This window comes from Rhizomicrobium sp. (assembly GCA_037200985.1).
Lineage (GTDB): Bacteria > Pseudomonadota > Alphaproteobacteria > Micropepsales > Micropepsaceae > Rhizomicrobium.
Window position 1 is genome coordinate 686,431 of sequence record JBBCGJ010000001.1, and the last position, 18,686, is coordinate 705,116.

General features: G+C 63.8%; 20 protein-coding genes. 6 read left to right on the top strand and 14 right to left on the bottom strand.

Translation table 11 applies throughout. The annotated features are described in order from the left end of the window. Nucleotides 1-167: 167 nt before the first annotated feature. From WDN01_02995 to WDN01_03005, 3 genes are all read right to left on the bottom strand, one after another. Entirely contained in the window at nucleotides 168-578 is a 411-nt protein-coding gene (locus WDN01_02995; GenBank protein MEJ0024972.1) for a hypothetical protein, read from the bottom strand. A 79-nt stretch (nucleotides 579-657) separates the two neighbouring features. Next, nucleotides 658-876, bottom strand: coding sequence for a DUF6496 domain-containing protein (locus WDN01_03000; protein ID MEJ0024973.1), 219 nt, complete (start codon nucleotides 874-876; stop codon nucleotides 658-660). Between the two features lie 36 nt (nucleotides 877-912). Then, complete coding sequence (locus tag WDN01_03005; GenBank protein MEJ0024974.1) at nucleotides 913-1,647, bottom strand: inorganic diphosphatase; 735 nt, start codon at nucleotides 1,645-1,647, stop codon at nucleotides 913-915. Here WDN01_03005 and WDN01_03010 point away from each other — a divergent pair. Continuing rightward, nucleotides 1,646-2,431: an SDR family NAD(P)-dependent oxidoreductase gene (locus WDN01_03010; GenBank protein MEJ0024975.1), complete on the top strand. Its 786-nt coding sequence runs from the start codon at nucleotides 1,646-1,648 to the stop codon at nucleotides 2,429-2,431. The two genes, WDN01_03005 and WDN01_03010, sit on opposite strands and share 2 nt — an antisense overlap. A gap of 1 nt (nucleotide 2,432) precedes the next feature. On the opposite strand, the gene WDN01_03015 is transcribed toward WDN01_03010, so the two are convergent. Then, entirely contained in the window at nucleotides 2,433-2,972 is a 540-nt protein-coding gene (locus tag WDN01_03015) for a hypothetical protein (GenBank protein ID MEJ0024976.1), read from the bottom strand. Nucleotides 2,973-3,089: 117 nt separating this feature from the next. Here WDN01_03015 and WDN01_03020 point away from each other — a divergent pair, with 117 nt between their 5' ends. From WDN01_03020 to WDN01_03030, 3 genes are read left to right on the top strand one after another with little or no spacing between them, the layout of a single operon-like run. Beyond that, a complete protein-coding gene (locus tag WDN01_03020) occupies nucleotides 3,090-4,265 on the top strand; it encodes a zinc-dependent alcohol dehydrogenase (protein MEJ0024977.1) in 1,176 nt (391 codons plus the stop codon). 39 nt (nucleotides 4,266-4,304) lie between these two features. Next, a complete protein-coding gene (locus WDN01_03025) occupies nucleotides 4,305-4,460 on the top strand; it encodes a hypothetical protein (protein ID MEJ0024978.1) in 156 nt (51 codons plus the stop codon). Between the two features lie 52 nt (nucleotides 4,461-4,512). Then, nucleotides 4,513-5,490 (top strand): ATP-dependent DNA ligase, encoded by a 978-nt coding sequence (locus WDN01_03030; GenBank protein MEJ0024979.1) that lies wholly within the window; start codon nucleotides 4,513-4,515, stop codon nucleotides 5,488-5,490. Between the two features lie 43 nt (nucleotides 5,491-5,533). Here the strand turns inward: WDN01_03030 and WDN01_03035 are convergent, their stop codons facing one another. Beyond that, the gene (locus WDN01_03035; protein MEJ0024980.1) at nucleotides 5,534-6,811 is read right to left on the bottom strand and encodes a DUF763 domain-containing protein; all 1,278 of its coding nucleotides are present in this window, start codon (nucleotides 6,809-6,811) and stop codon (nucleotides 5,534-5,536) included. A gap of 259 nt (nucleotides 6,812-7,070) precedes the next feature. On the opposite strand from WDN01_03035, the gene WDN01_03040 reads away from it, so the two are divergent. Beyond that, on the top strand, nucleotides 7,071-9,320 hold the full coding sequence (locus WDN01_03040) for a TonB-dependent receptor (GenBank protein ID MEJ0024981.1): 2,250 nt from the start codon (nucleotides 7,071-7,073) through the stop codon (nucleotides 9,318-9,320). A 62-nt stretch (nucleotides 9,321-9,382) separates the two neighbouring features. Next, nucleotides 9,383-10,087 carry a hypothetical protein gene (locus tag WDN01_03045; protein MEJ0024982.1) on the top strand — a complete coding sequence of 235 codons (705 nt, stop codon included), beginning with the start codon at nucleotides 9,383-9,385 and terminating at the stop codon, nucleotides 10,085-10,087. On the opposite strand, the gene WDN01_03050 is transcribed toward WDN01_03045, so the two are convergent. From WDN01_03050 to coxB, 9 genes are read right to left on the bottom strand one after another with little or no spacing between them, the layout of a single operon-like run. Beyond that, the gene (locus WDN01_03050) at nucleotides 10,088-10,732 is read right to left on the bottom strand and encodes a DUF1345 domain-containing protein (GenBank protein ID MEJ0024983.1); all 645 of its coding nucleotides are present in this window, start codon (nucleotides 10,730-10,732) and stop codon (nucleotides 10,088-10,090) included. Continuing rightward, nucleotides 10,729-11,373, bottom strand: coding sequence for a c-type cytochrome (locus WDN01_03055; GenBank protein ID MEJ0024984.1), 645 nt, complete (start codon nucleotides 11,371-11,373; stop codon nucleotides 10,729-10,731). Before WDN01_03055 ends, WDN01_03050 begins: the two co-directional genes overlap by 4 nt. A gap of 12 nt (nucleotides 11,374-11,385) precedes the next feature. After that, nucleotides 11,386-12,162, bottom strand: coding sequence for a quinoprotein dehydrogenase-associated putative ABC transporter substrate-binding protein (locus WDN01_03060; protein ID MEJ0024985.1), 777 nt, complete (start codon nucleotides 12,160-12,162; stop codon nucleotides 11,386-11,388). Then, a complete protein-coding gene (locus WDN01_03065) occupies nucleotides 12,152-13,945 on the bottom strand; it encodes a PQQ-dependent dehydrogenase, methanol/ethanol family (protein MEJ0024986.1) in 1,794 nt (597 codons plus the stop codon). Before WDN01_03065 ends, WDN01_03060 begins: the two co-directional genes overlap by 11 nt. Beyond that, nucleotides 13,942-14,562, bottom strand: a complete 621-nt coding sequence (locus tag WDN01_03070; protein ID MEJ0024987.1) for a cytochrome c oxidase assembly protein — start codon at nucleotides 14,560-14,562, stop codon at nucleotides 13,942-13,944. The genes WDN01_03065 and WDN01_03070 overlap by 4 nt, the downstream gene beginning before the upstream one ends. Continuing rightward, complete coding sequence (locus WDN01_03075; GenBank protein MEJ0024988.1) at nucleotides 14,553-14,969, bottom strand: hypothetical protein; 417 nt, start codon at nucleotides 14,967-14,969, stop codon at nucleotides 14,553-14,555. The genes WDN01_03070 and WDN01_03075 overlap by 10 nt, the downstream gene beginning before the upstream one ends. Continuing rightward, nucleotides 14,966-15,580 (bottom strand): cytochrome c oxidase subunit 3, encoded by a 615-nt coding sequence (locus tag WDN01_03080; protein MEJ0024989.1) that lies wholly within the window; start codon nucleotides 15,578-15,580, stop codon nucleotides 14,966-14,968. The genes WDN01_03075 and WDN01_03080 overlap by 4 nt, the downstream gene beginning before the upstream one ends. Then, the gene (gene ctaD, locus WDN01_03085; GenBank protein ID MEJ0024990.1) at nucleotides 15,573-17,528 is read right to left on the bottom strand and encodes a cytochrome c oxidase subunit I; all 1,956 of its coding nucleotides are present in this window, start codon (nucleotides 17,526-17,528) and stop codon (nucleotides 15,573-15,575) included. Before ctaD ends, WDN01_03080 begins: the two co-directional genes overlap by 8 nt. Continuing rightward, a complete protein-coding gene (gene coxB, locus WDN01_03090; protein ID MEJ0024991.1) occupies nucleotides 17,525-18,457 on the bottom strand; it encodes a cytochrome c oxidase subunit II in 933 nt (310 codons plus the stop codon). The genes ctaD and coxB overlap by 4 nt, the downstream gene beginning before the upstream one ends. Between the last annotated feature and the right edge of the window lie 229 nt (nucleotides 18,458-18,686).

The window sequence follows — 18,686 nt, forward strand, 5'->3', positions numbered from 1 at the left end:
CCAGACCGACGCGAGCGGCCCCTCTTTTCCATAGACCGGGTCTTTGGCCGGTCGCGGCACGCGCGCGACGGACGCTGTCGTCTTCGCATTGGTGTCCTTGGGCTCGCACTCATCGTATTTGCGGTCCCCGGGATATGCGCCGACAATGAGGAGGTCAGATGACTTTCTTAGCCTGTAGTGTCCGGTTCCAGCGGGAAGCACGAGAACGTCGCCGGGACGATGCGGCCCTTTTTGCCGCCGAACCGGCCATGCAGCCATCCTTTCGCGATGCCAAGAACTTCATGCGTGTTAGAGTGATAGTGCAGCCAGTCATACATGCCGTCGCGCCATTGACCCTTCCAGCCGTTCTTTTTGAAAAGAGTCTCGAATATCGCGGCAGGATCGTAGCGACCATCAAGAGTGACGGCGTCGCGGTAGACGAGCATCGGCCATCGGTTGTTCGAAATTTCGCTGGTGCTGGCAAAGCGAAAACGCAGGGGCTTGCGCTCCCGCAGGAGGCTGGCAAGGCCGCGCCGGTCCGGAGTGCCGATGCCCGTGGCCGCCTCGATCAGGGACTTTGCGCTTTCCAGCAGGGGCATCGTCGCGTTCTCTCATAAGAAATCAGGATCGCATCGTCGCCAAATTGCGCTTGCGGGGAGCGCGAGGTAATGGCCGGCCTCAGCTCTTTTTCTTGCGTCCGCCCTTGCGGCCGGTCGCCTTCTTCGGAGCCTTCTTGCCTTTCTTGCGGGCCTTCGAGAGCGCGATCGCGATCGCCTGCTTGCGGCTCTTCACCATGCCGCCTTTACCGCCCTTGCCGCTCTTCGCGCTGCCCTTCTTGTACCGGTGCATCTCATTCTCGACCTCCTTGCCGGAGCTTTTCGAGTATTTCCGGGCCATTGCCGTCCTCCTGTTATCTGGCGCAGGTCATCGTGCCTATTGCGCCTTCGCTTTCTTCATGCCCTTTCGAACCAGCGTCTCGGCCTCCTTGGCGTCGCAGTTGCCGAGATGCCGGAATTTCTTCCCTTCGAGCTTGTTGTATTGCTCGAAGAAGTCTTTCAACTCGTCGAGCTGTTTGGGATGCAGGTCGTCGAGCGACCGTATCTCGGCTAGCGTCCGGCTATGGCCCATGACGGCGATGAGGCGGTCGTTGCGCTCCCACTCGTCGCCCTTTTCCTTCTGCTCCGCCTTGATCGCGCCGATCAGCCGGACCTTCACGAGGGCGCCCATCTCGCCGGGGTGATCGAGGATGACCAGGACATCGACGGGATCGCCGTCGCCGGCCCGGGTATCCGGAATAAAGCCGAAGTCCAGCGGAAAACTCATTCCCTCGGGCAGTGTCTTCTTGAGCTCGAAACAGCCGAGCTTCGGCTCGAAATCGTATTTGTGCCGGCTGCCTTTCGGCGTTTCGATCACCGCATGCCAGCACTTTGTCTCTTTGTCGAAGGCCGGAAGTTTGGTCAGGAGCATGCCGAGGCCGGGGGAACGTGGGTTGTTTTCCCAACGCGGAACGGAACCCGAGGTTCCAGCGGCAACAGGTCGAATGGCGCGACCGCGAGGGAATTTGCCTCGTTTTCCCGACATGGCGCGCGAAATCGCCGGAACCGTTTTTTGCCATTTTGGTTGTGAATCCGAAGCGGCAAAAGCGGCTGAATAATGGGAGATTGGCATGGCGAGCAGAACGAAATTTGCTGTAGTAACGGGCGCGTCTAGCGGCATCGGCCTCGAACTGGCCAAGTGCTGCGCGCACAAGGGCTTCGATCTCTTGATCGCAGCCGACGAGCCGGAGATCGAAGATGCCGCCATGGAACTGCGCAGCCATGGTATCGGCGTCGAGACCGTGCAGGCCGATCTGGCGACCATCGACGGCGTGGACAAGCTTTACAGTGCGATCAAGGGGCGGTCGGTTGACGCCTTGCTCGCCAATGCGGGTCATGGCCTTGGCCATGCCTTTCTCGACCAGGACTTCGACGAAGCTCGCCACGTCGTCGATACCAATATCGTCGGCACGATTTATCTCATTCACAAGGTCGGCAACGACATGCGTCGGCAAGGCTCGGGCCGGATCCTGATTACCGGCTCGATCGCCGGCTTCATGCCCGGCAGCTTCCAGGCAGTCTACAATGCCTCGAAAGCGTTCCTGGATTCGTTCTCCGACGCCCTGCGCAACGAGCTGAAGGACACGGGCGTCACCGTTACCTGTCTCATGCCCGGCGCCACCGAGACGAACTTCTTCGAGCGCGCCGGCCTGATGGACACCAAGATCGGCCAGTCGGAAAAGATGGGCGCGGCGGAGGTTGCCCAGCAGGGCTTCGAGGCCATGATGGACGGCAAGGACGGCGTCATCACCGGCTGGAAGAACAAGCTGGAAGTCGCGGAAAGCCGTGTCCTGCCCGCGAGTCGGCTCGCCGAAGCCCATCGCAAGCAGACCGAACCGGGCTCGGCCAACAACTAGGTTAGTCCTCCGCCGTCTGAACCTGTCCGCGGCGCGCAGCCCGCGCGCCGCGGATGAATTCCTCCGCGTAAGGGAAGATTGCGAGCAGCAGGAACGAGATGGCAGGTGGAGTCAGCGCCCACCAAGTCGGTGGCTCCTTGAGCGCGAGCGACCAGTCTGCGTGTTCCGGCCCGCTGCCGAAAAGCGCCTGTGCCTGCGGCCAGCGCAGGATGAAGAGAAGCAGCATTGCGGTCAGCGGCATCATCTCGAGCACGCTATGCACCTGCTGCTCGAACGCGGTGACGTTTCGGGTGCGCATCGCGATCTGCAGGTCGAGATAACCGGTGATCTCGTGCGCGATGAGGCACAGGATCATGAAACTCATGGTCAGCGCGTCCACCCGCAGGAAGACTGCTGCGAGCAACGGGATACCGACCTCGCCCAGCATCAGCCAGTGGATCGCCGATTCCGCCGGGCCGCTCGCATGTTCGATGTGGGACCGTCGATGGCACAGATAATCGATGAAGCCGGCGACCACCCAGAGCGGGAGGATCAGATACATCAGGACGAACCAAACGGGGTTGGATGACATGGGACCTCGAAAAACTAGGAGCGGCGATCAGGACACAGGAACAATCGACGACGCCTCGCATTGTCAGGAGAACAGCGGAGATTTCCAATGCGCGCGCTTGTCTGGCATGGCCGAAACGATGTTCGCCTCGACACAGTTCCCGATCCGACTATCGAAGATCCACGTGACGCCATCGTGAAAGTCACCTCGACCGCGATCTGCGGTTCCGATCTTCATCTCTACGACGGCTATATTCCCGCCATGGAGAAAGGCGATGTCCTCGGCCATGAGTTCATGGGCGAGGTCGTCGAGGTCGGCGCCGGCAACAAGAAGCTCAAGCCGGGCGACCGCGTCGTGGTTCCGTTCAACATCTGCTGCGGCGAATGCTTCTTCTGCAAGAAAGGCCAGTGGTCGTGTTGCGAGCGCACGAACCGGGATGCCGACAAGGCCACCCAGATGTTCGGCCACAATACGGCGGGCCTTTTCGGCTATTCGCATCTGACCGGGCACTATCCCGGCGGCCAGGCGGAATATGTGCGCGTCCCCTTTGCCGATGTCTGCCCGACCAAGGTGCCGAACGGCCTCACCGATGAGCAAGTTCTCTTTCTCACCGACATCTTTCCGACCGGCTGGCAGGGCGCGGATTTCGCCGGCATCGAAGACGGCGACACGGTCGCCGTGTGGGGTTGCGGACCGGTCGGCCAGTTCGTCATCCGCTCGGCACAGATGCTGGGCGCCGGACATGTCGTTGCCATCGACCGCATCCCGGAACGGCTCGCGATGGCTGCGGTCGCCGGTGCCGAGACGATCAATTTCGAAAAGGAGGATGTCTACGACCGCCTCAATCAGATCACGAAAGGCCGCGGACCCGACCGCTGCATCGACGCCGTCGGCATGGAAGCGCACGGAAGTGGAAGCTGGGACGCGGTTGCCGATCGCGCCCTGGCGCTGACCGGGCTTGGCACCGATCGCATCCATGCCTTGCGCGACTGTCTTCGCAACGTGCGCGCCGGCGGCACCGTCTCGATCTCCGGGGTCTATGGCGGGTTTCTCAACATGGTGCCGCTCGGTGGCGCCTTCCAAAAGGGCGTGACGATCAAGATGGGCCAGTGCAACGTCCTCAACTACATCGACAAGCTGATGCGCCTGATCGAGGACGGGAAGATCGACCCATCCTTTGTGATCACACATCGCTGCACGTTGGATGACGGCCCCAAGATGTACGATACCTTCAAAGGCAAGAAGGACGGATGCATCAAGGTGGTTATGCATCCACATGGCTGACGCCCCCGAAGAGACCGCCGATCCAAGGATGGGATTCTAATGCCGCTGACACCCAATGATGGCGACGAAGCGATCGACAGCATCGTCGACGCCGGTGAAGGCCCCGGACTTGAGGAGATGATTGCCGCACGGCCCATTACAGCGGTGCTGATTGCGACGCTGCTCGGTTTTGCCATCGCACGGATTGTTTTCTAACACCGCGGATTGGATACGCCTCACCGGGTGCTGCGCCGAAATGCTTGCTCCGATGGAAGCACATATCGCCGACGCGTTGCCATCAGACCGCGGTTGGCAGTTCGAACCCAAATGGGATGGTTTTCGCTGTCTTGCCGTGCGGCGCGGAACGACGGTTTCGCTCCAGGCCAAGTCCGGCAAGGCGCTCACCCGCTACTTTCCGGAGATGGTCGCGACTCTGGGCGCGTTGAAAGCAGACGATTTCATTCTCGACGGCGAACTCGCCGTGCCTCTGGGCAAGGCGCTTTCGTTCGATGCCCTGCAAGCCCGCTTGCATCCGGCGCAAAGTCGCGTCCGCAAGCTTTCCGTCGAAACGCCATCCGTCCTTATTCTCTTCGACCTTCTGCGGCTCGACGGGCGATCTTTCCTGGACCGCCCGCTGTCCGAGCGCCGCACCGCGTTGGAGGACTTTTTCGAATCCGAGGCGCCGGCGTTCTCACTACGTCTTTCGCCCTTCACCCGTGATATCCGTGTCGCGCGGCGATGGCTGGGCCGGACCGGCGGGTCGCTCGACGGCGTAGTTGCCAAACGCCTCGACGAACCGTATCGCGCGGGTGAGCGCGCCATGCTCAAAGTGAAGTGTCTGCGCACCGCGGACTGCGTGGTGGGGGGCTTCCGCTATGCCAGCGGCAGCCGCGCGGTTGGTTCGCTTCTGCTCGGCCTCTATAATGGCGAAGGCAGGCTCGACCATGTCGGATTCACCTCCGGCTTCGCCGCGCTCGACCGCAAAGCGCTCACAAAGACGTTGGAGGCACTACGGGGCGGTTCCGGATTCACCGGCGACGCGCCGGGCGGCCCGTCGCGTTGGAGCACCGAACGGTCGGCCGAGTGGGTACCACTGAAGCCCAGGCTGGTGGCCGAGGTGCGCTACGATCACGTCACCGGCTGTCGCTTTCGGCACGGTACGAAGTTCCTACGCTGGCGGCCGGACAAAGCCCGGTGCAGTGCACGTTCGATCAGATCGAGCCTCCGGCACGCCCGGCGAAACTGATCGCCATTCGCCCGACCCGCGCTAGTTTTGCGCCATTTTAGGTTCAGGGATCGGACGAGCGCTGCTGAGCGCGTTGCGGCACTGGCTGTGTGTCCTGCGGCGCTGGCTCCCAACCGAACACGCTTCGCCCGCCATAAGCAGGCGAGCGTTGCCGCTCTGTGGCGATCAGCGATTCGAAGTCTCCCGTCTTCACCTGCCGCTCAAGCTGCCTGGACTGGTTGTCGAGGCGCTTGAGCGCGTCGAGCATCTCCTGGCGTCCGAGCCTGGCGTTTTCGACCGCGGTCTTCATCACCTTAAGCGTCTGGTCGTAAACCTTCAGCGGCACGGGAAACGGATGCCGGTCCTTGCCGCCATGGGCATAGGAGAACCGGCCGGGGTCGGAAAAGCGGTATGGCGCGCCGTGCACGACCTCCGCGACCAAAGCAAGCGCCTCCACCGTGCGGGCGCCGACGCCCGGCACCAGGAGCAACTCGGCGAAATCCTTCGGGCCGCGTTCCGCCGCCGCCGCGAGATTGCCGTGCAGCCGGCGGACATGGACATCGCTGGACCGGACATCGTGATGCGCCGGCATGACGAGATGCGGCAGCATCGGCTGGTGGACGGGCACGGGTTCCGGCGCCAGCGCTGCGAGTTCGCGCGCGATCCCGTCAGGCCCCAGTGCCTGCAGGATTTCGATCTGCGTCCGGCGTGACGCCTCGGCCCTGCGATCGGTGAGATTGACGATGATGCCCTGGTCCTGGCCGTCAATCGCCGCATGCGGCTCCTCGACGAAGCTGCTCAGTCCCTCCGAGAGCCAGTGATAGCGCCGTGCCTGTTTGGCCCCGCCGTTCATACCCTGCTGCACCACGACCCAATGACCGTCATCGGTGACGATGAAGCCGTGGAGGTAGAGGTCGAAGCCGTCCTGTACCGCGGCGCTGTCGACTTTGGCGACCAGCCGGCTCGCGGTCGCCAGCGCGCCGCCGTCGAATCCTACCCGTTCGCCGATCGCGGTCAGTTCGCCCGGCGTCTTGCGCGAATGGCTGCCGCGCCCGCCGCAGACGTGAATGCCCAACTCGCTCGACAGCGGCGCCAGCCCGCGCTTCAGCGCACCGATCACGCTGGTGGTGATGCCGGAGGAATGCCAGTCCATGCCCATGACGGCGCCGAACGACTGGAACCAGAAAGGATGTGCCAGACGCCGCAGCAGCTCGTCGCGGCCATAGTGCTGCACGATGGCTTCGCTGATGACGGCGCCAAGCCTGCTCATGCGTTCGGCGAGCCAGGGCGGCACGCGACCGCCATGCAGCGGCAGGTCGGCGCTTCCGGCGCGGCGGGCCATGCGAGATCCTCGACTTGATGTCGGTCAGCGTAGCGCAGATGGCGTGGCGCGGGCCAGATTTCAACGCGGCCGTCGCGGCGCACAAAGTTCCGGAAGATCCTGCATCCGAAATCCGTCCCGAACGTTTGACGTTCGTTGTCCCCGGACGATCGCCTTGAACCACCGTAGCGGCCACAGGATCGCAGCCTTCGCATGCTTTTGGTTGTCCGCACCGGTCGCCGTCGCGGCCGCTCCGGATGGCGGTTCGGTTGAGACAATTGTGGTCACCGCCGCGGCGCCCCTGCCGGGCAGCGGCATCGACGTGGACAAGGTGGCTGGATCGGTCGAGACCTTGTCCGTACCCGACCTGATTCGCGACCGCGCGCAGGACGTCCTGCCCAACGCCGTCGCCACCCAACTCTCCAGCGTCGCGCTCAACGACGAGCAGGGCAGTCAGTTCCAGCCCGACCTCGTCTATCGCGGCTTCGAGGCTTCGCCGATCTCGGGCGTGGCCGAAGGCATCGCGGTCTATCAGGACGGCACGCGCCTCAACGAATCCTTCGGCGACAATGTGAACTGGGACCTGGTCCCGGAATTCGCCGTCGATCGCTTCACGCTTCAGAGCAACAACCCGGTGTTCGGGCTGAACACGATGGGTGGCGCGGTGACGCTGGAGATGAAGACCGGCCTGACGTTCGACGGGACCGACGCCGAGATTTCCGGCGGCTCCTTCGGCAACATTGGCGGCCATGCGGAATACGGCGGACGTTTCGGCGACTTCGGCGTCTATCTCGGCGTCGGCGGTTTGCAGGATAATGGCTTCCGCTATCGCTCGCCCACCACGCTCGAACAGGCCTATGGAGACATCGCCTATCAGTCCGGCGGGTTGGTCCTGCATCTGTCTTTTTCCGGTGCGTCCAATATGATCGCGGCCGTCGGCCCGACACCGGTGGAGATGCTGGCCTCCGACCCGCGAGCGGTATTCACCTTCCCGCAATCGATGCACAACGAGATGGAGCTGGTGCAATTTCGCGGCACATATCAAGCAAACGACACGCTTACTTTGAGCTTCAACAGCTATTACCGGCACTTCCACCAGAACCTGATCGACGGCAACACCACCGATGTCGACATTTGCGGCAACGACGCGACCGAGCTTTGCCTCGAAGGCAATTATGAATTCCCCGACGATGCGCTGTACGATACCAGCGGGAATCCAGTGCCGGCCAGCGCCCTGCCGGCCGGCGCGACACCCGGCGAAACCGATTTCACCCACACCGACGCCAGAACGTTCGGCATCGCCGTACAGCTTTCCTGGACCGCACCGATCCTGGGTCATGGCAACACGTTTGTGCTCGGCGGCTCGCTCGACCAGGGCCAGACCGACTATGCGGCCTATGGCGAACTCGGAAGCCTGCTCGACGATCTCGCCGTCGTGGGCTCCGGCGTCGTCATCGATCAGGCGCTGAGCCCCACCGCATCGCCGCCCATCGAGGCGCCTGTCAGCGTCGGCGCCCGCAACACCTATGGCGGCCTCTATGCGATCGACGTGTTCGACATCACGCCGGCCTTGGCCTGGACCCTGAGCGGCCGGCTCAACACCGCCGATGTCAAATTGACCGACCGGCTCGGCGGCGGCCTCGACGGCGACCACGGCTTTTCCCGCATCAATCCCGGCACCGGACTGGCTTACAAGGTTTCGGACGCGCTGACCGCCTATGGCGGCTATTCGCAGTCCAACCGTGCGCCGACCGCGGGCGAACTGTCCTGTGCCGATCCGGCGGCACCATGCCTGCTCGATGCGTTTCTGGTGTCCGATCCGCCGCTCAAGCAGGTGGTCTCGCACACCTATGAGTTCGGCTTGCGCGGCCGTTTCCAAGTCGATGCGCTGCCTGGCGTCATCTCTTGGAACGCCGGTGCCTACCGCACCGACGCCGACAACGACATCCTGCTGCTCGCCACCGACATCAACGGTTTCGGGTTCTTTCAGAATGCCGGCACGACCCGCCACCAGGGCATCGACGCGCATCTTGGCTATCGCGACGCGCGCTGGCGATTCGACGCCAACTATTCCCATCTGGAGGCGACGTTCCGCAATGCGCAGACATTGTCGTCCAACAGCCCGTCCGCTGATGCCAACGGCCTGATTTACGTTTCGCCGGGCGACCGCATTCCGCTCAACCCCGCCAACCGGTTGACGCTGTCCGCAGACTATGCCGCGACGCCGGCTTGGAGTGTGGGCGCCGATCTGCGCCTGCAAAGCGGCGAATATCTCGTGGGCGACGAATCCAACCAAGAGCCCAAGCTGCCGGGTTTCGCTACTGTCGATCTGCGAACTGCCTACGCTCTCGGATCGCATTTCATGCTGTTCGCGGACGTGCAGAACCTGTTCGACCGGCGCTATTACACCTATGGCGCCTTCACCGAACTCGACGGCCTGCCGCCGAGCTTCAACCTGTCCAACCCGCGAACCTACAGTCCCGCGCCGGGCCGCCTCTTCTTCGCAGGGTTGCGCGCGGCGCTAGACTGATCCGAACGGAACACAAGTTTCCGCCGGAACGTTGCCTCTTTGAGGTAGACGAGGATACCGCCATGCCGAAATCGTTGGCCCTTCGCGCCGGCGCCGCATACGCCCGCTCGCAGCCTTCACCGTCGCTGGGACGTGCGCGCCGGAAGTTCCTTCGGTTCTTCCCGGGCGGATTCCGCGACGAGACCTATCTGGCCTGGGAGCGAAATTACAAATGGGAAGCTCATCTGGAGTGGAAGGCACATCTCAATCAAAAGGATTTTGCCCGTGCACTGCATGAAGGACGCCATGCGGAGATCGCCGCGCGGGCGGTGCGGATCGAATCCGGCCGCAGCCTGCTGTTCTCGTTCGAGAAGATGGCTTTGCGCGATGCGGTCCGCGAAAAGGCCGGTGCGAAGGCCTTCGCGGAAGGATTGTTCGCCTTCCTGCATGGTACGCCGCCGCTCGCCGAGCGGTTCGAACGCTGGTGTGCCGCCGTCGAGGCTTTGCCGCGCAAGCAGACGCGCGTGCTGACATGGCCGCTGGTCACGGTGTTCGGCTTCCTCGCTCAGCCGCAGACGCATATCTTCCTGAAGCCGAACACCACCAGGGAGGCGGCGCGGATCCTGAGATTGCCTTTCGACTATACCTCGCGGCCAAATTGGCGGACCTATGAAGGCTATCTCGCGCTCGCCCGCGCGGTTCGCACGTCCATCCGCGACATGCGTCCGCGCGACCTGATCGACGTCCAGTCCTTTCTATGGGTGCAGGGCTCGGACGAATATCGTTGATCAGTGCGACACGGCGGCGTTCACCGCCAGCGCGATCAGAACGGTGTTGAACAGAAACGACACGAAGCCGTGCAGCGTGACCGCATTGCGCATGGACGCGCTTCGCACCTCCACATCCGAGGTCTGCGCCGTCATCCCAACGACGAACGAGAAATAGAGGAACTCGGCGACGCCCGGCTCTTCCGTTCCGGGGAATTCGAGTGGCGGCTGCCGCTTTTGCCCGCGTCCGGGCTTGGCGTAGAACAGGTTGGAATAGTGCAGCGTCTCGTTGAGCTGGATCACCAGCCAGCCCAGCGGTGCGCCGGCCAGCGACAGGGCGGTCCAGCCCGCGCCGGGCGACGGCTTGGCGTTCAGCGTCATGAAGATCGCGTCGCAGCAATAGGCGATGACGGCGAAGATGATCAGCGAGACGATAGCCGCGCCCTCGTCTTCGACCTGCGCCCGCGCTTGCAGCTTTTCCGGACTCATCCACGGCACCGTGACGGCGAAGCCGATGATGAACGACAGGAAGAACGCGTCCGCCGCGATCGCCACCGGCATGCGCACTTGCAGGTATAGCGAAACCGCAAACGCAACCACGCCGATCGCGAGCGAGGCATAGAATTTCGCATGATGATGCCAGTGATGGGTGAACGTCTCGGTCATCGGCCTTGGCTACCGGGTTGCTGCCCGTTCGGCGGCAAGGGTTCGGTATCGCTCCACGGCGTGGCGGTGACGGCGCGGCCCTGCGGGACCTGCTCGACATTCGGCGATTGCGGTGCGATCGAGGTCGTGGTGCCGAATTTGCCGCTCGGCTTCTCCGAGATGCTCTTGATGTAGGCCACGAGCTCCCAGATCGTGCGGTCCGGCAGCATGGCGCCGAAGGCGGGCATGCCCGCCTGACGGCCTTGCGCGATAGTGAGATAAATATTCCCGGGCGACGAGCGGTAGATCCAGATATCGTCGCTGAGCGATGGGCCCATGCCGCCGCCGGCATTCGCCGCATGGCAGCCCGAGCAGTTGAAGGCGTCGAAATCCTTCATGCCGCGCTGCACCGCATCGGGATCGTTGGCCAGCGGGTTCTGCATATTGGGATTGAGCCCCGCCGCATTGCCGCCGGGATAGATGCCGGTCACCGGCACGCGCAGCAGCGCACCTGCCGGCACCGCGCCGTTGTATCCGTTCGCGAGGTCCTGCTGCCGCGCCGCATCCTGCGAACCGGGCATCACGATGCGATAAAGCGCGACAGCGATCACCGCGATCACCACCACCGCGATGCCGAGCGTGATCCAGCGAAGCTTATCCATCAGAGCCTCCTTTCATCTCCACAGAGGGACGCCATAGGAGGTCAGAATGTTCCGGATGACGCCGTGCTCGCGTGCGATCACGCCGTCGAGACGGTTGCGCAGTGCGCTGTCACCCTTGCGCACGCCCATGGCGATGGCGAAACGGAAGCGCAGCGGCGCGAAGCCCTCCGTGCCTGTGACTGGCGTCACGCTTAGGGGCACGGGCGACACTTTGGCGAAATAGCCGCCTAAGGGTCCCCACACCGCTGCGACATCCACTTGGCCACTTTCCACCGCCTCGATCAGGCGCGCGGGCGGATTGGGCTTGGCATAGTCGCCATAGATCATGAAGCCCGAAACGTTATTGACAATGCCCTCCTGCCCCAGCGCGGCCTCTGGCGGTGCCGGATCGTCGCCGATCAGGTGGACGCCGATCTTCAGGCGGCGCAGGCGGGGATCGGTCAGCGAGGCGACGCGCGCACCGCCCCGTCGCGCCACGAAGACATAAGTCGAGGCATAGTAGGGACGCGTCTGGTCTACTTCGTCGTAGCCCACCGGCACGCCCATCACCACGTCGCAGGCATGCTTGTTCAGCGTGCGTTTGACGAAGGTCTCGTGCTGCGCCGCCCAGGTATAAGCGACCGTCATGTGAAGGTCGCGCGCGACCAACTCGGCGATCCTGTTCTCGAACCCCTGACCCGCGCGGTTGGAAAAGGGCAGGTTGTTCGGATCGGAGCACACGCGCAGCGCCGCGCCTTGTGCCACCGCAGGCACGCACAACAGAACCAGCGCCGCAAGCTTAAGGTGCACGGCCGCCTCCGCCGGGAAGCGAGAACACCAACAGCGTGCTGCCGCCGCTGGTGACGCCGGGCAGATCGCCGACCGCGCCGGTGAAGCCCAGCGCGCCGTTGCGCACGCGCGGGTCGATCTCGGCATTGGCGATCGCGCCGGGCCAGCCGCCGACGCCGTCCAGGATCGCGATGTACTGCTTGCCGTCCGTGCCCTGATAGGTGATCGGCTGGCCAACGAAGCCGCTCGGCGCATGGAACTGGTAGAGCAGTTTGCCGTTGCGGTCGTCGACGACCTTGAACCAGCGGTCCAGCGTGCCATAGACCGCGATGTGGCCCGCCGTCGCCATCGTGCCGCTCCACACCGGAAATTTCTCGTGGATTGCCCAGACCTTGGTGCGCTTGGTCGGGTCCCAGGCCGCGAACTCGCCGCGATAGCCGCCTGGTCCGCCATACATGTCGACCGTGGCGCCGACATAGGGCGTACCGGCAATATAGCCGACCTCGCTCGTCTTGTAATCCATGCACAGATGCTGGTGCGGGATGTAGAGGAGGTGCGTCAGCGGCGAGTACGCCGTCGGCTGCCAGTCCTTCGTGCCGGGCGAGGCGGGGCAGATGCCGCTGATGTTCTTGCCCAGGAGCGGTTTCATCGCGTCATTCATCACCGGCCGCGCCGTCGCGAGATCGACGCGCAGGATCGAGGTCTGGTTGTCGTATTTGTCGGCGGAATAAACCTGGCCGGTGGCGCGGTCGATCACATACATGAAGCCGTTGCGGCCCGGATGCACCACGACCGGCCTGACTTTGCCGTTGATAGGCAGGTCGAGCAGAAGGTTCTCGTTGATCTCGTCATAGTCGTAGAGATCGTGCGGATCGAGCTGCACCGCCCACACCGCCTCGCCGGTGTCGGCGTCGCGCGCGAAGATCGTGCTGGTCCAGAGATTATCGCCCGGCCGCTGGTTCGAATTCCACGGGCCGGGATTGCCGGTGCCGTAGATCACCAGATTCAGCTTCGGATCGTAGCTGATCCAGCCCCAGACCGGCCCGCCGCCGACCTGCCAGCGCCCCGGCGGCCAGGTGGAAATGCCGAGGTCCTTGCCGATCAGCTTCTTGTAGAATGGATGGAATTTTGGCCCGATCAGCACATCCTTGTCGGCGCCCACCGAATAGGCGCGCCAGGCGATGCGGCCGGTGTTCTCGTCGAGCGCCGTCAGCCAGCCGCGCACGCCCATCTCGCCGCCGGAATTGCCGACCAGCACCTTTCCCTTCACCACGATGGGCGCCATGGTGATGGTCATGCCGCGCGTGATCTCGCCCAGCTTGACGACCCACAATTCCTGCCCGGTCTTCGCATCCAGCGCGACGGTGTGGTCGTCCAGCGTGTTGAAGAAGATCTTGCCGTTGTCGTAAGCCTCGCCGCGATTGACCACGTCGCAACAGGCGACGCCTTGCGACGACGGATCGACATGCGGCGAGTATTTCCACTTCAGGTCGCCGGTAGTGGCGTTCAGCGCGAAGACCTCGTTGGGATAGGCGCCGACGACATACATCGTGTCGCCGACCACGATCGGCGCTGCCTCCTGGCCGTGGTTCGAGCCGACCGAGAACGTCCAGGCGACGCGCAACTGGTTCGCATTGCCTGCATTGATCTGCGCCAAACTCGAAAAACGCGTGTTGGCGTAGTCCTTGGCCGGCATCACCCATTGTCGGTCGTCGCGCATCATTGTGCCGAGGTCCTCGGCAACAGCGATCGAGACCGTGCCGAGAGCGGCAACCACGGCGGCGAAGAGCAAGCGTTGTCTCATGAAGTCACCAAAGTGCGTGGCGGTTGGGCGCGCATATACTGCGCGAACAGAAATATGGCGAAGCCGAAGAACACCAGATTGGCCGGCACCCACATGAGGAGGCCCGCGAACTGCTGGTCCTCCAGCGCCGACAGCCCGAAGCGTGCGGCGTTCTCGTCCGGCATGGTGCAGATGGCGCGCGGCGCGAAGATCATCACCACGCCCGGCAGGTCGGTGGCGATGGCGGCCGTCATGACGAACAGCGCGGACGCGCCATGGCCGAGCCGCGGCGCCGGCGCCAGCATCGCTGCCCAGAACACCGTCGCAGCGGCGAGGACACTGCCGAGCTCCAGCAGGCGCGTCGCTTCCGCCGCCGCGGCCCATTGGAACACCGCCGGCCAGTGCCAGAACAGGAACACGCACACGAAGGCGCACCACGCGGTGAGTGGTGCGACGCGTTCCAGTGCCGACCAAGGCCGCGCCAGCGCCAACAGGGGCGCGGTGATGCAGATCAGGATCAGATGCTGCGCCATATGCGCGGCGAAGAGCTCGCGCGCGGCGCTCTCCAGCGGCGGCAACAACGCCACGGCCAGCGAGACCGCGGCGGCGACGAGCAGGAGCGCCTGTCTCATCCGCATGGCGGCACCGTGACCGACGCGATCGTCGCGAACAGGATGGCGACCAGGAAACAGCCGCTCGACAGCATGCCCCAGGTCGAGAGGAACCGGTTGCGCGCCTCGCCGATATGGGCGATCGGTTCGGTCTCACGCGCCTTCTCGTCGCGCACGCTTTGCCAGACGCGGTACGAAACGAAGAATCCCGCGACGGCCACCGCGATCGACAGGACGTCGAATATCGCCACGCAGACGATAAGGCCGCGTGAGCTCTCCCACACGATCGGCGTGTCGCCCGGATAGCAGCGATAGGCCCAGAGAAAATAGCCGAGCAGCAGCTGCGCGAACCAGAAGCCCGGCGCTGCCGCGATGCCAAACCATAGCAGCCACAGGTTGGCGGCGCGGCGATGGGGCTGCAGCACCTCGCTCATGCGCGCAATCCCAGGAGCGGCGTAATGTAAAGCGTAAAGAACACCGCCAGCCATACCGCGTCGACGAAATGCCAATACAGCGCGCCGATATGGATCGGCGCATACCGCACGCGGTTGAAATAGCCCAGCGCCGACCACACGAGAACGGTCGCAAGAACGCCCACACCGACCACGACATGCATCATGTGAAAGCCGGTGATGACGAAATAGAGCGACGAATAGGCCGTCGAGGACAGCGTGAACGGCTTCTGCGCCCACTCGAAATACTGCACGATCAGGAAGACAACACCCAGAGCGACCGCAACAGCGAGACCTATGATCAGCCGCAGGCTGTCGTCGCGCTGGATGTTGAACTGCGCCCAACCCACCGCGACCGAGGATGTCAGCAGGATGATCGTGTTGGGCAATGCCAGGGCCAGCGACGGCGTGCCGCCTTCCGGGAAGGTGCCGGGCGCGTGCGGCTGGACCGCCAGATAGAAATAGCTGAACAGCAGATAGCCGAACAGCGCGGCCTCGGTGCAGACGACGAAGATCATCGCCCACCAGCCGCTGGCGCGCGTGTCGATGGCGCCGACCGGCAGGGTGCCTTCGAGGGCGATGCGGTCAGTCACGGGCCGGCTCCCGTGTCTCGCCCAAATTCCGCTCCGGCCACAGCCAGCCCACCGTCGTCGCCGCCGTGACGACGGCCGCCAACGCCACCAACCACCATGCCAGGAGCAGCAGGCCGATGAAGATCGCCGTCACGGCGATCGCGAAGACGAGCGGCGCATAGGAATCGCCCGGCATCTTCAGGATGATGTCCGGCTGCGCGTCGAGCGGGTCGGTGCCGATGGCTTCGCGCCCGTGCTCCAGCACCAGCCCGGCATGCGGATGGCTGCGGGCTTCGTCCGGCCGGCTCGCCAGCCGGTCTTCCCACAAGGGATGGCGGCTCTGCACCGTCGGAATCACGACGAAATTGTAGGGCGGCGGCGGCGAGGATGTCGCCCATTCCAGCGTCGGCGCGTCCCACGGATTGTCGCCTGCGATCGCTCCGCTGCGCACGGACTTCAGCACGTTCCAGATCAGCATGAGCACGCCGGCCGCGAACACGAACGAGCCCAGTGTGGTGATGAGGTTCAGCCAGTCCCACCCCATTCCTTCTGCATAGGTGTAAACGCGCCGCGGCATGCCGAGCAGGCCGGAAATGTGCATCGGGAAGAAGCCGAGATTGAAGCCCACGAACATGGTCCAGAAATTCCATCGCCCCAGCCGCTCGTCGAGCATCCGGCCGGTGAATTTCGGGAACCAGAAATAGATCGCGCCCGCGACCGGGAAGACGTTGATGCCGATCAGCACATAGTGAATGTGCGCCACCACGAAATACGTATCAGTGAGCTGCCAGTCGACCGGCACCGATCCCGTCATGAAGCCGCTGACGCCGCCGATGGTGAAGAGAAGGATGAAAGACGCAAAGAACAGGAATGGTGTCGTGAACACCGGCCTTCCCGTCCAGATCGTCGCGAGCCAGGCGAACACGCCGACGGCGCTCGGCACCGCGATGATGATCGAGGCAGCACTGAAGAACGACAGCGAGATGTTCGGCAGGCCCGTCGCGAACATGTGATGCACCCACACGCCGAAGCCCAGCACCATGGTCGCGACCGTCGCCAGCGCCACGGCGCTGTAGCCGACCAGCGGCCGGCGGCAGAACACCGGCAAGCCGTCCGACACCATGCCCATCGCCGGCAGCACGATGGCGTAGACCCAGGGATGGCCGAACATCCAGAACAGATGCTGCCACAGCATCGCCGACCCGCCGCCGCCCGCCGTGTCGAAGAAATGCGTGCCGACATTGCGGTCCATCCAGAGCAGGAAGAACGCCAGGCTCACCGCCGGAATCGCGAAGATGTTGGCCATCGACGCGGTCAGCGTCCCCCAGATCAGGATCGGCACACGATTGATCGACATGCCGGGCGCGCGCATGCGCATGAAGGTGACGACGAAATTGACCGCGCCGACCGTCGTCGAGATGCCGAGCAGGATCATGCCCAGCGCATAGAAATCGATGTTCGGCCCGCCATTATAGGCCCGCGCCGCCAAGGGCACGTAGTTGAACCAGCCGTCGTTCGGCCCGAAGCCGATGGCGAAGGCGGCGTAGAGGAAAATCCCCGCGAACAGATAGATCCAATAGGACAGGGCGTTCAGCCGCGGCAGCGCCATGTCACGCGCGCCGAGCAGCAGCGGCCACAGGTAATTGCTGAATCCCGACAGCACCGGCCCGGCATAAAGGAAGATCATCGTCATGCCGTGCATGGTGAAGAGCTGGTCGTATTGCTCCGGATTCAGCAGATGCCGGTCCGACCATGACAGTTGCAGCCGGAAGACCAGCGCCTCGACGCCGCCCAGAATCAGGAAGGCGAAGGCGGTGACGATGTAGCGGAGCCCGATCTCCTTGTGGTCGACGGTGGACAGCCAGCCGCCGATGCCGGGCGCCGTCTCCCAGATCTTCTGCAGCCGCGCCGCCAGCTCCGGCTGCTCCGTGCCGACGCTCGGCGCTCGGGTGTAGTCGCTGATCGTCATTTGAGCGTCTCGAGATAGGCGACGATCTGGCCGCGCTGCTCCAGCGACAATTCGGGCTTCTGCATCAGATTGCCCGGCTTGATCCCTTGCGGATCGTCGATCCAGGCGCTGAGGTTCTGCGGCGTGTTCGCAAGCACGCCGGCGGCGATCGTCTGCCGCGTCGCGAAATGGCTGAGGTCGGGGCCGAGCACGCCGGCCGCGTCGCTGCCGCGCACTGCGTGGCAGCTGCCGCACTTCATCCCGAAATAGACTGCACCCGAGGCGAGTACCCCGCCGCCCGGCGTTACATCCGGCGCGATCTGGTGCGAGCGCCAAGCCGCGAAATCGCGCGGCGTGTCGGCGACCACGACGAAAGCCATCTTGGCGTGCTCTAGCCCGCAATACTCCGTGCACTGGCCGCGATAGGTGCCGGGCTTGTCGGCCTCGAGCCAAATTTCGTTGGTCTGGCCGGGGATCAGGTCGGTCTTGCCAGCCAGCGCCGGCACCCAGAAGGAATGGATCACGTCGCCGCCGATCAGCTTGAACTGCACCGGCGTGCCGGTCGGGATATGGATCTCGTTGGCGGTGGTGAAAATCGCGCGCGTATCGTTATCGAGATAGCGAACCTCCCACCACCACTGATGCGCCGTGACTTCGATGGTCAGGGCGGGCGTTACGGTCGGCTTGCCGATCTCCGCCAGAACCTTCACCGTCCATACGATCGTGGCGAGCAGCGCGAGAGTCGAAATCCCGACACCCACCCACAGGAAGTTCGTTCCGCCCTTGTCAGGCCCTATAGCCATCCGGGTAGCCAGCGCGATTCCCGGCCGCCGCCAGATCGCCAGCGCCAGCAATGCGGCGACGATCACCATCACGGCTACCGACACGCCGATCACGCCCCAGGTCAGCGGCAATGTCGCGCTCGCCTTGGCGCCGCTTGCGCCGGCCACATAGTTCAAAGGTGTTTGGGAACTCGCGGCCCAAAGGAGGACGGACACTAAAGGGATCGACGCGTGAGGTTCCACGTTATGCCCACCCGCGGCGGATGCCGCCGATTTTTCAACGCATAGTTCCGCAAACCGATCCCGGGCAGAGACAGGAAATGGCTGGCCTTTCAGGCCTGTAATCCTGCCTTCCGCGAGGAACGGCCTCTCCGTCCTGCCGTTTTCCAAGGCAACG